Source organism: Polynucleobacter sp. MWH-S4W17 (assembly GCF_018687535.1).
Taxonomy (GTDB): domain Bacteria; phylum Pseudomonadota; class Gammaproteobacteria; order Burkholderiales; family Burkholderiaceae; genus Polynucleobacter.
This window is the reverse complement of record NZ_CP061295.1, coordinates 164012-182057: the sequence shown is the minus strand read 5'-3', so window position 1 is coordinate 182057 and position 18046 is coordinate 164012. Positions and strand designations below refer to the sequence as shown.

The window sequence follows — 18046 nt, the reverse complement described above, 5'->3', positions numbered from 1 at the left end:
AATATGGGCTTGTGATTGTTTACGAATACCCCTTTAACGAATTAGTTCGAAGCATGCTTCGACTGGAGTATTTGTTCGCCCGCTTTAACCACTTTGTCCGCTCTGATGACCCAGAGTTGCACCACAATGCCATCTCTGTTTTGTTTGATCTTGGTGACATCGGTGCACGCGGTGACATCAAGTCTTTACTACTCAAAGAATTTGAGCGTCAAAAATATGCACTTAATGGATTGAAGTCGTCACAAAAGGTTGATCAAGAGGCGCTGACACAAACTCTCTCAGAAATTGATTCCGTTGCTAGCAGTATTAATCAATCAACAGGCAGACCCAACTCTGTGATTACAGAAAGTGAATGGTTAAATGCGATTCGCACCAGATTAAATATTCCAGGTGGCACCAGTCCAATTGATTTGCCTAGTTATCATGCCTGGAAAAATAGTCCATCATCTGAGCGGCGTGAATTGCTTGAAAAATATGTTGGACCACTCTTGCCATGGCATGAGGCATGCCAATTATTTTTACGACTGTTACGTCAATCAGGTGAGGCTAAAGATGTGGTCGCACACAATGGATCTTTTCAGCAAGCTCCATCGGGCAAGGTGTATCAGTTAATGCGCATTGCCGTAGAAGACGATGCTTTGTTTTCTGAAATTAGCGCAAATAAATATTTACTCTCAGTTCGCTTCTTAAAGTCCGAACGCGATAAAAAAGCACAGTTAGTAAATGCTGACGTGCCATTCAAACTCACCCTCTGCCAGTTTTAAGTCAAAAGGGCTCTTAGCCTTTCCAGCATGGGCCAGGCGGCCGGTAATAAGGGTTCAACACTAGGCTTTTCGGCAGCAAGTAACTCCCACGATAAGGCTTGATTCTCACAACCTTTGGGAACTCCTCTCCAATCGCGAATAATGCTCACATGTAAGCGAACATAGGCATGGGGGTAATCATGCTCCAGAACGGTAAGCTCTTCACTAGATTGAATATCAATGCCGAGCTCTTCTTGAAGTTCACGCTTTAGCGCCTCGAAAACAGTTTCCCCTTTTTCGATTTTCCCACCCGGAACCTCCCAGTAACCAGCGTAGGGTTTGCCTTCAGGTCTCTGCCCTAAAAGATAGCGCCCTTCAGAATCCAGCAAGATTCCTGCTGCCACTTCAGTAACTGGACGATTGATTTCACTCATCAAAAAATCTTAAGATTTTGAACCTGCCCAATGCTTAGCAAATTGCCAAGCAACACGACCAGAGCGTGAGCCACGCTCCAATGCCCAGACCAAAGCTTCTGAACGCGCCACTTCAATTTGCGCAGCACTTAAACCAAAATGCTGCAACCAATGCGTCACGATCGCCAAATACTCATCTTGTTTTGGTGGATAAAAAGATAACCAAAGACCAAAGCGCTCTGATAAAGAAATTTTTTCTTCGACCACTTCACCAGGATGAATTTCACCATCATCGTTATGAACGTAGGTCTCGTTATCCTTCATATACTCAGGTAATAAATGGCGACGATTAGAGGTGGCATAAATCAAAATATTGTCGACTTGCGCGGAGACAGAGCCGTCTAAAGCTGATTTCATAGCCTTATAGCCAGATTCACCATCCTCAAACGAGAGGTCATCGCAAAAAATAATAAAGCGCTCTGGACGCTCAGCCAAAAGCTCAGTAATGTCAGCTAAATCGGCCAAATGCTCCTTCTCAACCTCAACCAGGCGCAAGCCTTGGCTCGCAAACTCATGCAAGCTCGCTTTGATCAGCGAGGACTTTCCAGTTCCCCTGGCACCAGTCAACAAAATATTATTAGCTGGCTTTTTCTGAATAAAGTTTTTGGTGTTATCGCGGATGGCATCACGCTGACGATCGATATTTTGTAAATCCTCAAAAGTAATATCTGCAACGTACTTGACGGGCTGCAAAAACCCAATGCTGCCAAAAATACTATCACGTCGACGCCATCTATATGCAGTAGAAGATTTCCACTGTTCCTCAGTCAGGGGCTTCGGTAAAAAAGTATCAAGATGGTCTAAAAGACGGTCTAATTTTTCATTCATATTGCGGATGGTCTTTTATGAGCGGTAATCTGCATTAATGGATACATAATCATGCGATAAGTCACAAGTCCATATGGTTTGTGTAGCGCTGCCGCGACCCAAGTCAATCTTGACGGTGATCTCTGGGGCCTGCATGACCCTCTGACCATCAGCTTCCAGATAATCAGGATTGCGCCCACCATTTTTAGCAACCCAAACATCGCCCAGCCACATTTGTACGCGACCCACATCTAAATCGGTGACGCCTGCGTAGCCAATCGCTGCCAGGATGCGACCTAAATTAGGGTCGCTTGCGAAGAAAGCGGTTTTTACTAATGGGGAATGGGCAACTGCCTTAGCAACCAAGCGGCACTCCTCAGAAGTCTTGCCACCAAGCACTTCGATCGTCATAAATTTAGTTGCCCCTTCGCCATCGCGCACAATCATTTGCGCTAGCTTTCTAGCTAATGCAATTAATGCATCTCGCAAGATCGCATAACTAGGTTCGTTCGCTGATTGAATTTGCACTGACGACTGACCCGTCGCCATAATGATGAAAGAATCATTAGTGGATGTATCACCATCAATGGTGATCGCATTAAATGAAAGGTCCGCTATCTCACGAGTAAGACCACTCAAGAGGCCAGACGCAAATCCAGCATCAGTAGCAATAAATCCCAACATGGTTGCCATATTGGGATGAATCATGCCAGCGCCCTTACAGATACCGGTAATGGTCACCAATCCTGCAGGTGTTTGCACAGTTGCTGAAGTAGCTTTAGGCTGAGTATCCGTAGTCATGATGGCTTCAGCCGCATCAAACCAATTGTCCTCGCTAAGATTTGCCACTGCCTTTGGCAAAGCGCTAATAATTTTCTCAATCGGGAGCGGCTCAAGAATGACCCCAGTTGAGAATGGCAGAATCTGCCCTGGATGAATCTTCAGATCCTTAGCCAAAGCTGCGCAGGTTTCTAAGGCGTGCTTCATACCAGATTCACCAGTCCCAGCATTAGCATTGCCGGTATTCACCACGAGGGCTCGGATTTCACCATTACGACCCTCTTGCGCCAAATGCTCGCGACAAACTTGCACTGGAGCAGCGCAAAAGCGATTTAGAGTAAAAACGCCAGCGACCTGGGAACCAGGAGCTAAAGTCATCACCAATAAATCTTTACGATTTGCCTTCTTAATACCAGCTTCGGCGATGCCCATCTCAAAACCTTTAATAGGCTTTAATTCGGCTTTTTGGGGGAGGGGTAAGTTAACAGTCATAGTCTGATAATTGTAGATGAGGCTCAAAAATAAAGCGCACCTTCTGGGCGCGCTTTATTTTGGTTAAAACCCCATTACAGATACTACGCTTTGATTGGCAACTCCCGAATCCGCTTGCCAGTTGCTGCAGCAATTGCGTTGACCAGAGCTGGGGCCACTAAAGGCACCCCAACCTCACCCAAGCCACCCGGCTTCTCCTGACTTGGCACCAAATGCACCTCAACCACAGGCACTTGATTTTGTCGCAAGCTCAGGTAGTTATTGAAGTTGTTCTGCTGAACCCTGCCATTCTCGATTGTGATTTCATTGCTCAAGGCTGCACTCAAGCCGTAAATCACGCCACCAGTGAGCTGCGCCCTTGCTTGATCAGGATGTACCGTAATTCCGCAATCAGAAACGAACGTAATTTTCTTAACCTTGGTCTCTTTAGCCGCAGGATCCAATTCAAGTATGCAAGCAGAATAAGTGTCATAACACTCCATCTGTGCAACACCAAAACGCTTACTGCCAGGAACGTATCCAGACTTTTTCACCGCCAATTCAAGAACAGCTTTTGCTCGTGGGTGTTTGCTTAAAGATGCCATGCGATATGCAACAGGGTCTTTACCAGCAGCTTTAGCAGCTTCATCCACAAAACTCTCAATTGCAAATGCATTGAGAGCATTACTTACTGAGCGCCAATAACCTACTCGAAGTCCGGTATCCGTAATCACGTTAGTAATTTCTAGATTGGGAATCTCATAGGTAATATTGTTCGAGCCTTCCACCATGAATGGATCAAAACCATCTTTCACAAAACCAGGAAAGGCTCGTGCTGTCACTGACTGAGAAACCATTTTGGCTTTCAAGGAAGCCAACTGACCATTGGCGCCCAAGATTCCATCCACCTTATGAACACTCATAGGACGATAGAAGTCATGAGTAATGTCATCTTCCTTAGTCCAGAGCATCTTGACTGGCATGCCAGCCGCCTTAGAAATTTCAGCGGCTTGACGAATAAAGTCCAGCTCCAACTTGCGGCCAAACCCACCACCCAGGAAGGTGGTTTCAATCGTGACATCTTCTGGCTTAACCCCAGCAGCAGCTGCAGCTACCGCCTGCCCACCTTGCTGAAACTGAATTGGGCCAATAATTCTGCACTTGCCATTAGATACATCAGCAGAGCAGTTCACAGGCTCCATAGTGGAGTGGGCTAAGTATGGCAAAAAGTATTGGGCACTCAACGGCTTGCCATTTACAACGGTAGCGTTAGCATCACCCACTGTTTTAATCACAGCACCTTTTTTAGATAAACCTTCTTCTAAGGATTTACGAACAACAGCATTGCTCAGGTTCGCATTAGAGCCTTCATTCCAGGTAATTTTCAGGGCATCCCTACCCTTACGCGCTGTATAAAAATCTTTAGCCAATACTGCAACGCCATCCGAAATCTGGACAACTTTAATCACTCCAGTTACCTTCATTGCAGCGGAAGCATCAAAGGATGTAGGCGTACCTCCAATAACAGGGCATTGCGCTAAGGATGCAATTGCCATACCCGGAATCTTGACGTCAATTCCATAAACTGCTTTACCAGCAACTTTACTTGGCGTATCCAAGCGACGCATTGTTTCTTTGCCAATCACCATAAAATTCGCAGGCGACTTTAGGGTTGGTTTTTCTGGAAGGGGTAGCTTAGCTGCATCTGCAGCCAATTCACCATAGGTAGCTGACTTGCCACCTGAATGGGTTACCTTGCCATTCATAGCTTTACAGTCGGCAGCAGAAACGTTCCAACGTTGGGCTGCGGCCTGAATTAAGACTGTACGAGTTGCAGCTCCAGCAGTTCTTAATTTATCGAAGGCCTCACGAACTGAAGTTGAGCCTCCAGTAATTTGGCCACCCAACATCGCATTAATATAAACAGGAGCAACTCCAGCAATCTGCACCTGAATCATTGAGAGAGGTAAGTTTAATTCCTCAGCTAGCAAGGCTGGCAAAGAGGTATATACGTCCTGACCCATCTCAGAGCGAGCACAAATGAGGGTAATTTGATTATTGGGAGTAATTTGCACCCAAGCGTTTGCTAAGGCAGGCTTTGCAGCATCCCCTACAGCAGCCTCACTTGTCATCGGCAGATGCATCCCGACAACAAAGGCACCGCCAAGCGCAGCACTTTGCTGAATAAATTGACGACGGCTGTTGCTTTTTAAAGATTGATTTTTCATATGATCTTTACCCTTTATGCCAATTTATCTGCAGCGCGTTTGACTGCTTTTTCGATACGAGAATAGGTACCGCAGCGACAAATATTGCCGCTCATGGCATTTTTAATATCATCACTACTAGGCTGTTTTTTCTTTGCCAATAAATCGGCTGCAGACATCATTTGGCCAGTTTGGCAATATCCACACTGAGGCACATCAAACTCGATCCAAGCGTCTTGAAGTGCTTTCCCAACTTTTGCCGTTAAACCCTCGAGAGTGGTAACCGACTTACCGCCTGCAGCAGATATAGGGGTGGAGCAAGAACGGATAGCAGCACCTTCTAGATGAACTGTACAGGCACCACAAAGTCCTGCGCCACAGCCATACTTTGGACTCGTGACATCTAAATGGTCTCGTAAGACCCAGAGAATTGGCGTTTCAGGATCCCCATCGAAATTAACAGCTTTACCATTGAGAGTAAAAGACACGGCCATAACGCCCCCTTATTTAAATTTAAGATTTTGCAGACAAAGCAAATGTTTTCTGCCTACAAATCATGACAGATCTCAGGGTCTCTAGGGGTATTAAATGATTAGGGATTCCACCAAGAAAAATGGCCCAGATAAATCTGAGCCATTGAAGCACTGTCGTGTGAAGATTAAAAATCTAAGCTAAGGCGCCGTGGCAGTTCTTGTACTTCTTACCGCTACCGCACGTACAAGGATCATTGCGACCCACCTTTGGACCTGTGCGCAGAGGTGCAGGCTGAATATCAATAGCGGCACCACGATCACCTGTTGATCCAGCAACCTCTTTCTCGGGATCGGCATGCTGATACTGGACATCAGAAAGCTTAGCCAAATCGTCATTCATCGACTCGGATGCCTGATCTAATTCATTGGCACTACGAATCTGAACCGTCATGATGTTTTTCACAACGTCATTTTTGATGACATTGAGCAATTCACCATACAGCTCAAATGCTTCACGGCGGTACTCTTGCTTAGGATCTTTCTGCGCGTAACCGCGCAAATGAATGCCCTGCCGCAAATGATCCAAAGCAGCCAAGTGCTCACGCCAGTGGCTATCCAAGCTATACAAGAGAACGGAGCGCTCAAAGCCTGCAAAAGATTCACGCCCAGAGAGTTCGACCTTTGCATCGTAAGCTTCTTTAGCGGACTGCAATACACGGTCAACGATTTCTGCATCATCTACAGTCTCGGCACCTTCAACCCAATTTCTGAGGTCAATTGTGAGGCCCCACTCACTGGCTAAAACGTTTTCCAGCCCAACTAGGTCCCACTGCTCTTCCATAGACTCCAGAGGAACATAAACCGAGCAAACGGAACGTAAAACATCTTCGCGCAAATTAGCAATTAACTCGCCAATATCAGCACTCTCAAGCACTTCATTTCTGAGGCGGTAAGTTTCTTTACGCTGATCATTAGCAACGTTGTCATATTCCAGCAATTGCTTACGAATATCAAAGTTGCGACCCTCAACCTTGCGTTGAGCAGACTCAATAGAGCGCGTCACCATACCCGCTTCAATCGGCTCGCCATCAGGCATCTTGAGACGCTCCATCACTGAACGTAAACGATCGCCTGCAAAGATACGTAGCAGCGGATCATCCAATGAAAGGTAGAAGCGGGAAGAGCCAGGATCACCCTGGCGGCCTGAACGACCTCTTAACTGGTTATCGATACGACGACTCTCGTGTCGCTCGGTACCAATGATATGCAAACCACCAGCAACTAGAACTTGATTGTGAATACTTTGCCACTCGTCCTGCAGCTGCTTAATTTTGGCTGCTTTATCAGCATCAGCTATAGCGCTATCAGCCTCAATCAATGAAGACTGTTTGCCAACGTTGCCGCCAAGCACGATATCAGTACCACGGCCAGCCATATTAGTAGCAATTGTGATCATTTTTGGCCGACCAGCTTGAGCAATAATTTCTGCTTCGCGAGCATGCTGTTTTGCATTTAAAACTTGATGCGGTAATTTGCGTTGATCCAATAGATTCGCAATCAACTCAGAGTTTTCAATCGAAGTGGTACCAACTAATACTGGCTGGCCACGTTCATAACAATCTTCGATATCTTTAATCACCGCGTCATAGCGTTCGCGAGATGACTTGTAGATCTGATCTTGCTTATCTTTTCTTTGGCTAATGCGATTTGGCGGAATCACAACTGTTTCCAAGTTGTAGATTTCTTTAAATTCATACGCCTCAGTATCGGCAGTACCGGTCATACCGGCTAGCTTGCCATACATGCGGAAATAATTTTGGAATGTAATTGTCGCTAGAGTTTGATTCTCATTCTGAATCTGCACCCCTTCTTTGGCTTCAACAGCTTGATGCAATCCATCAGACCAACGACGACCTTGCATTAAACGGCCAGTAAATTCATCCACGATGATGACTTCGCCGCTCTGAACAACGTATTGTTGATCGCGGTGATAGAGAGTGTGTGCGCGCAGAGCAGCGTACACGTGATGCATCAAAGTAATATTTTGTGGCGCATAGAGAGATTCGCCATCATTGAGCGCGCCCAATTGAACCAATATAGACTCAGCCTTGTCATGACCTTGTTCGGTCAAATAAACCTGCTGAGACTTCTCGTCTACCCAGTAGTCGCCTGGTTTCTCGACACCTGTGCCATCAGCCTTCTCTTCGCCAATTTGACGTTCTAAATGAGATGGCAGAGCATTAATCTTGACATAAAGATCGGTGTGATCTTCAGCCTGACCAGAAATGATTAATGGGGTACGAGCTTCATCAATCAGAATGGAGTCGACTTCGTCAACGATCGCATAAGCCAAACCGCGTTGAACGCGCTGATCCAAATCCTGAACCATGTTGTCGCGTAAGTAATCGAAGCCAAATTCATTATTGGTGCCGTAAGTAATATCAGCGGCATAAGCTTCTTGCTTAGTGGTGTGATCCATTTGAGATAGATTCACACCTACCTTCATACCCAAGAAGTTATACAACTTAGACATCCATTCAGCATCACGCTGCGCTAAATAATCATTCACCGTAACAACATGAACACCTTTACCAGTTAAAGCATTCAAATAGACCGGAAGAGTGGCTGTTAAGGTTTTTCCTTCGCCTGTACCCATCTCGGCAATCTTGCCTTGATGCAAGGCTAGACCACCCAGAATCTGCGCATCAAAGTGGCGCATCTTCATGACGCGTGTACTAGCCTCACGAACTACCGCAAATGCTTCTGCAGCAATATCATCTAAGGACTCTCCAGCGGCAAGGCGTGACTTGAATTCTGCAGTTTTTGCAGCAAGTGCAGAGTCATTCAAAGATTGCAGGCTCGCCTCAAAAGTGGCGACCTTAGCAACGACTTTGCGATACTGTTTTAAGAGGCGGTCGTTACGACTGCCGACCAGGGTTTTAAGAAGACCGATTACCATGGGATATTGAAGAAAATTAAGTCCTTGAGTTTATCACCCGCAAGCCCATTTTTTATGAACTTTAGCCCCAAATCATCCCGCAAGCCCTCAGCTCACGACTGGATGGATTACCTACGTGAATCCGATGGTCTTGGGGGAATTTTGGCTAAAACCGAAGATCTAGCCAAACTCAAGACAATTATTAACTCAGCCCTAACGAAGCTTGATTTAAACCATCTGAGCCCAAAAATTGAAGCTGGTTGGCGCTCTGGCTCACAGGATGAGCTATTTTTACTGGTCAGCAGTGCGAGCATCGCCAGTCGCTTACAGCAAATATTACCTAGTCTAATCAATGAGTTAGGTAAATCTGGCTTATCCTGCAAGGCAATAAAGGTGCGAGTAAAACCCGCTCCACCCGCTTGGGAAGTTAAACCTCGCCAAGATCAGCGTGAAAAGCCAAAAGGGCTAAATGAGGTTGCCAAAAAATCCTGGGAGTCCCTATTACAGAAGTTAGGGCCTGACTCTGGTTTACGCTCCTCCATCGAGAAGCTGTTGAAAAATAAACCAAAGTAGACGAAAACTACTTCGGGCCCCTTAGAAAAAGAGGGGCTGGCTTTCCTGGGAATAAGCGCCTGGAGCCTTATTTTCAGCAAAGGAGCTGATTTCATAAGAGCTAGGGTCTTCCAAAAGCTTCCGCAAAAGTGCGTTATTGAGAGCGTGGCCTGATTTTTCGGCAATATAAGCTCCCACAATAGGGTGTCCGATGAGATACAGATCACCAATCGCATCTAAAATTTTGTGCCGCACAAATTCATCCTCATAACGAAGTTCTTCGTTATTCAAAATGCGGTGCTCATCTAAAACAATTGCGTTATCTAAACTACCGCCACGCGCTAATCCCATTTCTCGCAATGCTTCTACTTCGTGCGCAAATCCAAAAGTACGTGCACGACCAATTTCACTGCGGTAAGCTTGTTCTGCAAAATCAACCGCAAAGCGTTGCCCTGTTTTATCTACCGCCGGATGCTTGAAGTCAATCGTAAAATCTAACTTAAACCCAAAGAATGGTTCTAAGCGAGCAAGCTTATCGCCCTCGCGAACCTCTACTGGTTTTTTAATCACTACAAATTGACGTGGCGCATCTTGCTCTGCAATGCCAGCAGATTCAATTAAGAATAAGAATGAAGCGGCACTACCATCCATGATAGGCACCTCTTCACCGTCAAGCTCTATCAATAAATTATCGAGGCCAAGACCAGCACAGGCTGAAAGTAAATGTTCCACGGTAGATACACGCACACCATCCTTCTGAATAACAGAAGCCAATCTTGTGTCACATACAGCTAAAGCGGTTGCAGGAACCACTGACTGTTCAGGTGTATCCACCCGAACAAACTGAACCCCTGAATTTACTGGTGCAGGCTTGATAGAAATCGTCACCTTGCGACCAGAGTGCAAGCCAATCCCCACGGTCTTAACCGGAGTGGCAATGGTGCGTTGCTTCATCATATTTGGATTTTAAATTCAGGGGGTATTAGTTATATTAGAGTTTGAATTACAGCTTTTTCAAGATGGAAGCGGCATCACTCACTTCAAACTTACCTGGAGCTTCGCGGTCAAGAGACTTTACAACACCATCTTCAATAATCATGGCATAACGATCTGAGCGAACACCAAAACCACGAGCAGTTAGATCTAACTCTAAACCAAGCTTTTTGGTGAACTCAGCACTGCCATCACCCAACATGCGAATCTTTTTGCCAACCTTTTGATCGCGTCCCCATGCGCCCATCACAAATGGGTCATTTACAGAAACACACCAAATCTCGTCAACGCCTTTAGCTTTAATCGCATCGTAGTGCTCAACATAACCGGGCACGTGCTTAGCAGAGCAAGTTGGTGTAAATGCACCAGGCAATGCAAACAACACAATCTTTTTGCCAGCTACTAGCTTTTCAACTTCAAAAGCATTTGGCCCTAAGGAGCAGCCTTCGGTCTCTTCATTCATAAATTCATAAAGAGTAGCGTTCGGTAATTTTTGTCCAACAGCAATCATGACATCTCCAATAAATAATTGTTAGTAAGCATGCCAACGCAAGCGCGGGATTCGTCGTCCGGAGGGGCGCCGCGCTGGCATTTCGCAATTACCTATTGTATTAAGCAGTTAATTAATCTGCTTGTTTACGTAAAAAGGCTGGGATTTCATAGTAATCAGCCCCTTTATCCAACATGGATTTAGCCTGAGGAGAACTATCCGCACCTAATGTAGGCGCAGGAGTCGTTTCACGAGAGCTACGAAAAACCCGTGGCAAGTCATATTGGCTATAGTCAACGCCAGCACTTGCAGGTTGAGCTGCCATTGCTGGAGCGCTACCTGTTCCAGTGAGAGCCAAACCTGCGCTAGTACTTAAAGCAGAATCCACACTGATCTTGCTCATTGCAGCTGATGCGCTAGCAGGAGCAAAGCTATTGAGGTCTGCCATCGTTGGCATTGCATCATGAGTACCAGTAGCTTGTCTCCAAACTACTTCAGGTTGGTTGTTTTTACGTGCTTGAGGATTATTCAAACCTGTAGCAACCACAGTTACACGTAAGGCATCGCCTAGACTCTCGTCATAAACAGTACCAAAGATTACGGTTGCATCATCAGCGGCATAACCACGAATCGCCGCCATGACTTCACGAGTCTCAGATAACTTCAATGAACGGCTAGCTGTAATGTTTACCAACACACCACGTGCACCTGACAGATCAACACCTTCAAGCAATGGTGATGCCACCGCAGCTTCAGCAGCTAAGCGTGCACGGTCCATGCCAGAAACAGTTGCCGTCCCCATCATGGCTTTACCTTGCTCACCCATTACTGTTTTAACGTCTTCAAAGTCAACGTTGATCAAGCCCTGAACATTGATGATTTCTGCAATGCCAGATACTGCGTTATGTAACACATCATCGGCACAAGCAAATGCCTTATCGAACTCAGCATCTTCACCCATCACTTCAAAGAGTTTTTCATTAAGCACAACAATCAATGAATCTACATATGACTCAAGCTCTGCTGCACCATTTTCAGCAACCTTCAAGCGCTTTACACCCTCAAAGTCAAAGGGCTTACTAATGACACCAACCGTCAAAATGCCCATTTCTTTAGCTACTTGAGCCACGATTGGGGCCGCTCCAGTTCCTGTGCCGCCACCCATACCAGCAGTGATGAACACCATGTGGGCGCCTTGTAATGTATCGGCAATGCGAGCACGTGCTTCTTCAGCAGAAGCTGCGCCGATTTCTGGTTTGGCACCAGCGCCTAATCCGCTAGAACCCAGTTGCAAATTCACAGATGCCTCAGAACGCTGTAAAGCGCCAGCATCGGTGTTCATGCAAATGAACTCTACGCCGTTAACACCGCGACGGATCATGTGCTGGACAGCATTGCCACCAGCGCCACCGACTCCAACCACTTTAATAATGGTCTTGCCAGCTGTTTCTTGATCTAACATTTCAAATTCCATATACCCTCCTAGGTAAATACGTACTACATTGACGACGACGAAAAAAACTTAAAAATTTCCTGCAAACCATTCTTTCATGCGCGATATAACACCTTGCAACGCGCCTGATTGAGAAACACGACGACCGCGCAATAACTGCGCTTGGCCTTCCATCAGCAAACCTATGCTGGTGGCATATCTGGGACTACGTAAGACTTCATGGAGATGGCCACGGTATTCAGGGGTACCAATACGGGCAGGCCTTAGGAAGACTTGTTCTGCCAACTCCACCATGCCCGGCATTAATGCGGTGCCACCTGTTAAAACAATTCCCGAAGAAACCATATCTTCGTAACCGGAGTCACGCACTACCCCTCTTACCAACGTAAATAACTCTTCAACACGCGGCTCAATGACTGCAGCTAATGCTTGCTTAGACATCGGGCGTGGCTCACGATCACCCACACCAGGAACATCAATCATTGCGGTTGGATCAGCCATCTCTTGACGAGCAATGCCGTGTGCAATCTTCAAATCTTCCGCATCAATTGTTGGTGTACGTAATGCCATCGCAATGTCATTAGTGATCTGATCGCCCGCAATAGGAATCACTGCTGTGTGACGAATCGAACCCTGGCAATAAATTGCAATATCGGTTGTACCACCGCCAATATCAACCAATACCACACCAAGCTCTTTCTCATCTTCGGTTAATACCGCCAAGCTAGATGCCAAAGGCTGCAAGATGAGGTCATTCACTTCGAGGCCACAACGACGCACACACTTCACAATATTTTGTGCTGCGCTTACGGCGCCAGTAACAATATGTACCTTCACCTCTAAGCGAAGACCGCTCATACCAATTGGCTCGCGTACATCTTCTTGGCCATCAATAATGAATTCTTGAACCAGGATGTGCAAAATCTGTTGATCTGTTGGAATGTTGATTGCTTTAGCCGTCTCCAATACGCGCTCAACATCACCAGAACCAACCTCTTTGTCGCGTATTGCAACCATACCGCTGGAGTTAAAGCTCACAATGTGGTTACCCGCGATACCTGTAAATACTTGGACAATCTGGCGATCGGCCATTACCTCAGCCTCTTCAAGCGCCTTCTGAATCGACTGAACGGTTGCCTCAATATTGACTACAACACCCTTCTTTAGTCCCTTCGATGCAGTTTGACCAACACCCACTACGTTGAATTGACCATCCGGAGCTAATTCAGCAACCAGGGCAACCACCTTGGAAGTTCCAATATCTAAACCAACCAAAATATCGCGATTGTCTTTACTCATTACCATTCCTCATTGCTTCAGCTCACTTTTTTTGCCATCTACTTCATTCTTTTTCAAGCTTGCAGAAGCAAGATGAACCGCAAAACCATTTGCATATCGCAAATCGACTGCATCTACTCGATTCGCCCACTTCTCTTGTACTTGTGGCCAATATTTAAATAAACGCGCCACACGTTCTTCCGTTAAATTTTTATCGGAGCTTTCCTCATCGCGGCCAAACTCTACTTTCATTCCGTTTGAGAGCTTGACGTGCCATGCGTAGCGCTCAGTCAGAGCAAGGCTAGTGACTTCTGAACCCCATGGTTTAAACCAGTTGTTGGCTTTTTCATAAAGACTCATCACTTCTTTGCTCGCATCTTCAGGGCCAGAAAAGTCAACTAAACGCACATCCTCACTCACCTCAGTAACGCGTCCAGTAAAGAGCTCGCCATGGGTATTCATTAGGATACGACTCTCAGCGCCACCCCAGGTACCAAAAGGCTTCTGCTCTTCAATACTCACCACTAAACCATTTGGCCAAACACGGCGGACATTGGCGTGTCGTACCCAAGGCATACTTTCAAAGCCTCGCTTCACATCTTCTAAACGAACACTGAAAAAATTACCCTGCACTGTTGCTAAAACTTGTTGCTTAACAATAGGCTTGTTGATGTGTTTCAATATTTGGCCAGTAACTGGCTCAATCTGAATCTGCTTCAAAGCGAAAACTGGTCGCTGACTTAGCCAAACCAAAATACCAATGACGAGCATTACCACAAAGCAGCGCAGCAAGAAACGACTCAGCTTCTCCATGCGCTCCGCATGATTCCAAAGCGGAGACATCAACATAGAGAAAATTTCACCGAAGCGATCCATGAAGTTGCTCATGCAGCAGCATCCTCTTTTTGATGCAACGTTTGACTGAGTAACCAAAGCACTAAATCTGCATACTCGATACCAGCAGCTTTGGCAGCCATTGGCACCAAAGAGTGGGAAGTCATACCAGGAGAAGTATTCATTTCCAACAAGTAAGGCTTACCGGTCTTTTGATCTAGCATTACGTCAGCACGGCCCCATGTACGACAACCCAAAGCTTTATATGCGGCCAAAGCTAATTCCTGGATGGCGGCATTGACTTCAGGTGCCAGTCCGGTAGGGCATAAGTACTGAGTTTCATCAGAAAAATACTTATTATGAAAATCGTAATTTGCTTGAGGCGGAATAATTTTGATCACCGGCAATGCTTCAGCCGTATTACCCTGACCAACTATTGGGCAAGTTAATTCATCGCCAATGATGCAAGTCTCTGCAATCACTTTTTTGTCTAATCCAGCTGCAAGCCTGTAAGCAGCGGGCAACTCTTCTGCGGACTTTACTTTCGTTAAACCCAAAGAAGATCCTTCATTTGCTGGCTTCACAATCAAAGGCAAGCCCAGGTGCTTCACGACTGCATTCCAATTGCTATCAGCAGTTAACTCTACATACTCAGGAGTAGCAAGTCCATTACTAATCCAGACTTGCTTAGTGACAATTTTGTCGATTGCTAGAGCAGAGGCCAAAACACCACTACCCGTATAAGGTAACCCTAACAACTCCAGCAATCCTTGGATGGTTCCGTCTTCACCAAAGCGGCCATGCAAGGAAATGAATACACGATCGAAGTTTTCTTTTACTATTTCGGTAGGGCAACGCAAACCCGTATCAAAAGCATGGGCATCAACCCCTTTTGCGCGCAAAGCCTCTAATACGCCATTACCTGACATAAGAGAAATCTCTCGTTCGCCTGATTTCCCGCCAAGCAAAACACCAACACGTCCTAACGACTTAAGATCTAGGCCAGCCAAGCTGGACTTAACGCGATCACCCCAAGAAATCAAATTAGCACCTACCTTAGACATTCTTTGCCTCCGACAGCGTATGTGGCAAAGCAGAAATTGATCCCGCACCCATCGTAATTAATACATCCCCATCTTTTAAAACCTGACTTAATTTTTCTGGCATCTCTGCCACGTTTGCAGCATAAGCAACTGCACTTGAATCCAATAAAACTTTAGAATTCTTGTCTTCAGCAATTGCGGCCCTTATTAAGCTCTTACTATCAGCCCCTGGAATTTTTGCTTCGCCCGCTGGATACACATCAGTCAGCACCAAAGCGTCAAAATTTTTGAGGACTTGAACAAACTCACCGAAGCAATCACGCGTTCTGGTAAAGCGGTGCGGCTGGAATGCTAAGACCAAGCGACGATCTGGGTAAGCACCTCTCGCTGCAGCTAAGGTTGCAGCCATTTCCACTGGGTGATGGCCGTAATCATCGATCAAGGTAAAGCTACCGCCTGATGCCAAAGGAATCTCTCCATAGCGCTGGAAGCGACGACCAACACCACCAAACTCAGACAGGGCTTTCATAATTGCTTCATCACCCACACCCAACTCTGTTGCTATACCAATAGCAGCCAAGGCATTGCAGACGTTATGCAAGCCTGGTAAATTCAGGGTGATATTTAGTGGGCCTGGTTTATTGCCATGCCTACGCACAGTACGACGGTCAACCGTGAAGTGCATCTGTGTACCATCCGCACGAACATTACTTGCGCGAATATCTGCATCCCCTGATAAACCATAGCGAAGTACTGGCTGAGATACAAACGGAATAATGTCGCGCACATTAGCATCATCAATACAAAGTACTGCTACACCATAAAAAGGCATGCGCTGAATGAATTGAACAAATGCCTGTTTCAATCTAGCCATATCGTGCTGATAAGTATCCATATGATCAGCATCAATATTGGTTACCACTTCCATAGCTGGAAATAATTGCAAGAAGGAGGCATCTGATTCGTCCGCCTCAACCACAATAAAATCTCCACGCCCCAAGCGCGCATTGGCACCTGCAGAATTGAGTTTGCCGCCGATCACAAATGTGGGATCTAGACCACCTTCAGCTAAAACGGATGCAACCAAGCTGGTAGTAGTTGTTTTGCCGTGTGTGCCAGCAATTGCAATACCCTGTTTCAGGCGCATCAACTCACCCAACATGACTGCGCGCTGAATCACTGGTACCTTCGCCGCGCGTGCAGCCAAAACTTCTGGATTATTGCCTGCAACAGCGGTGGAAATGACTACTGCCTCTGCCGTACCAATATTTTTAGGATCATGCCCAATATGAATAATTGCACCTAATTCTCTCAGACGCTTAGTGACTGCGCTATCCGCTAAGTCTGACCCTGAAACTTGGTAACCCAGGTTCAATAGCACCTCAGCAATACCGCTCATGCCAGCACCACCGATACCGATGAAGTGAATTTGCTGAACGATATTTTTCATATTCCCACCCCCGCACAATCTGCGCATACCTCAGCTACACGCTGGGTAGCATGTGGCTTTGCTAAAGCATGCGCACGTAATGCCATCTCTTTTAATTCTGTGCGATTAAAGTTCTGAATCATCATTGCTAAATCTTGTGGATTCAGTAACGTCTGCGGCAATAAAACTGCTGCGTTAGCATTTGATAAGAATTTCGCATTCGCAGTTTGGTGATCATCGATTGCAAATGGGAATGGAATAAGGCAAGATGCAACACCACAAGCTGCTATTTCAGAAACTGTCATGGCACCTGAACGGCAAATCACTAAATCGGCCTGTGAATACGCGGTTGGCATGTCGTCAATAAAGGGGCGAATATCTGCCGTTACACCTAAGCCAGCATATCTCTGCTGTAGATCTACTAAATGCTTATCGCCCGCCTGATGAATCACTTTGGGGCGTGACTCCGCTGGAATTAATGCCAGCGCAGCCGGAATACTTTCATTAAGGGCAGCAGCACCCAAGCTACCACCTACTACCAAGATAGATAAAGGCCCTTGGCGCTGGTCATAACGTGCTGCAGGCGCCAGCATGTGATCAAACTCTTCCCGAATCGGGTTGCCTACCCACTCTGCATGATCCATTGTGTTGGGGAACCCAGTGAGAGTCCGCATTGCAATTTTGCTCAACGCACGATTAGCACTACCAGCTACTGAATTCGCTTCATGCAAAACCAATGGACGTTTCAGAACTTTCGTGATTAAACCACCAGGGAAAGTAATATAACCACCCATACCTAAAACCACATTCGGTTTTAGGCGACGCATAATCTTCCAACTTTGATAGCAAGCGCGCATAAGATTAATAGGTAGCATCAACTTTGCCTTTAATCCCTTGCCACGTAGACCGCCGAACTCGACCGCCTCAAATGGGAAATCACAAGACTTCACGAGGCGATACTCCATGCCCGCTTGATTACCCAACCAAGAGACCTTCCAGCCGCATACCCGCAAATATTCAGCGACAGCGAGGCCTGGAAAGATATGTCCACCAGTACCACCAGCCATCACCAAGATTGAGGG

General features: G+C 46.2%; 16 protein-coding genes. 2 read left to right on the top strand and 14 right to left on the bottom strand.

Going from position 1 to position 18046, the window contains the following annotated elements; all coding sequences use genetic code 11:
* The first annotated feature begins 11 nt into the window (after window positions 1–11).
* Window positions 12–764 (top strand): cell division protein ZapD, encoded by a 753-nt coding sequence (zapD, locus tag C2755_RS01005; protein ID WP_215321374.1) that lies wholly within the window; start codon window positions 12–14, stop codon window positions 762–764.
* Here the strand turns inward: zapD and C2755_RS01000 are convergent.
* The 6 genes from C2755_RS01000 to secA all read right to left on the bottom strand — a co-directional run bounded on the left by C2755_RS01000 (window position 761) and on the right by secA (window position 8913).
* The gene (locus tag C2755_RS01000) at window positions 761–1177 is read right to left on the bottom strand and encodes an NUDIX domain-containing protein (protein WP_215321373.1); all 417 of its coding nucleotides are present in this window, start codon (window positions 1175–1177) and stop codon (window positions 761–763) included. The genes zapD and C2755_RS01000 overlap by 4 nt on opposite strands.
* A 9-nt stretch (window positions 1178–1186) precedes the next feature.
* Window positions 1187–2044: an ATP-binding protein gene (locus C2755_RS00995; protein WP_215321372.1), complete on the bottom strand. Its 858-nt coding sequence runs from the start codon at window positions 2042–2044 to the stop codon at window positions 1187–1189.
* A 15-nt stretch (window positions 2045–2059) separates the two neighbouring features.
* The gene (argJ, locus tag C2755_RS00990; RefSeq protein WP_215321371.1) at window positions 2060–3295 is read right to left on the bottom strand and encodes a bifunctional glutamate N-acetyltransferase/amino-acid acetyltransferase ArgJ; all 1236 of its coding nucleotides are present in this window, start codon (window positions 3293–3295) and stop codon (window positions 2060–2062) included.
* An 83-nt stretch (window positions 3296–3378) separates the two neighbouring features.
* Window positions 3379–5502, bottom strand: a complete 2124-nt coding sequence (locus C2755_RS00985; RefSeq protein WP_215321370.1) for a molybdopterin cofactor-binding domain-containing protein — start codon at window positions 5500–5502, stop codon at window positions 3379–3381.
* Between the two features lie 14 nt (window positions 5503–5516).
* Window positions 5517–5975 carry a (2Fe-2S)-binding protein gene (locus C2755_RS00980; protein ID WP_215321369.1) on the bottom strand — a complete coding sequence of 153 codons (459 nt, stop codon included), beginning with the start codon at window positions 5973–5975 and terminating at the stop codon, window positions 5517–5519.
* A 172-nt stretch (window positions 5976–6147) separates the two neighbouring features.
* Window positions 6148–8913, bottom strand: a complete 2766-nt coding sequence (gene secA / locus C2755_RS00975) for a preprotein translocase subunit SecA (RefSeq protein ID WP_215321368.1) — start codon at window positions 8911–8913, stop codon at window positions 6148–6150.
* Between the two features lie 24 nt (window positions 8914–8937).
* Between secA and C2755_RS00970 the strand changes: the two genes are divergently transcribed.
* The gene (locus C2755_RS00970) at window positions 8938–9465 is read left to right on the top strand and encodes a hypothetical protein (protein WP_251368496.1); all 528 of its coding nucleotides are present in this window, start codon (window positions 8938–8940) and stop codon (window positions 9463–9465) included.
* 21 nt (window positions 9466–9486) lie between these two features.
* Here the strand turns inward: C2755_RS00970 and lpxC are convergent, their stop codons facing one another.
* From lpxC to murG, 8 genes are all read right to left on the bottom strand, one after another.
* Window positions 9487–10401 carry a UDP-3-O-acyl-N-acetylglucosamine deacetylase gene (lpxC, locus tag C2755_RS00965; RefSeq protein ID WP_215321367.1) on the bottom strand — a complete coding sequence of 305 codons (915 nt, stop codon included), beginning with the start codon at window positions 10399–10401 and terminating at the stop codon, window positions 9487–9489.
* 46 nt (window positions 10402–10447) lie between these two features.
* Complete coding sequence (locus C2755_RS00960; RefSeq protein ID WP_215321366.1) at window positions 10448–10948, bottom strand: peroxiredoxin; 501 nt, start codon at window positions 10946–10948, stop codon at window positions 10448–10450.
* A gap of 112 nt (window positions 10949–11060) precedes the next feature.
* Window positions 11061–12401: a cell division protein FtsZ gene (ftsZ, locus tag C2755_RS00955; protein WP_215321365.1), complete on the bottom strand. Its 1341-nt coding sequence runs from the start codon at window positions 12399–12401 to the stop codon at window positions 11061–11063.
* 48 nt (window positions 12402–12449) lie between these two features.
* Complete coding sequence (gene ftsA, locus C2755_RS00950; protein ID WP_215321364.1) at window positions 12450–13679, bottom strand: cell division protein FtsA; 1230 nt, start codon at window positions 13677–13679, stop codon at window positions 12450–12452.
* Between the two features lie 9 nt (window positions 13680–13688).
* Entirely contained in the window at window positions 13689–14546 is an 858-nt protein-coding gene (locus tag C2755_RS00945; RefSeq protein ID WP_215321363.1) for a cell division protein FtsQ/DivIB, read from the bottom strand.
* Complete coding sequence (locus C2755_RS00940; RefSeq protein ID WP_251368495.1) at window positions 14543–15556, bottom strand: D-alanine--D-alanine ligase; 1014 nt, start codon at window positions 15554–15556, stop codon at window positions 14543–14545. The genes C2755_RS00945 and C2755_RS00940 overlap by 4 nt, the downstream gene beginning before the upstream one ends.
* Window positions 15549–16985: a UDP-N-acetylmuramate--L-alanine ligase gene (murC, locus tag C2755_RS00935; RefSeq protein ID WP_215321362.1), complete on the bottom strand. Its 1437-nt coding sequence runs from the start codon at window positions 16983–16985 to the stop codon at window positions 15549–15551. Before murC ends, C2755_RS00940 begins: the two co-directional genes overlap by 8 nt.
* On the bottom strand, window positions 16982–18031 hold the full coding sequence (gene murG, locus C2755_RS00930) for an undecaprenyldiphospho-muramoylpentapeptide beta-N-acetylglucosaminyltransferase (RefSeq protein ID WP_215322242.1): 1050 nt from the start codon (window positions 18029–18031) through the stop codon (window positions 16982–16984). The genes murC and murG overlap by 4 nt, the downstream gene beginning before the upstream one ends.
* Window positions 18032–18046 lie beyond the last annotated feature (15 nt).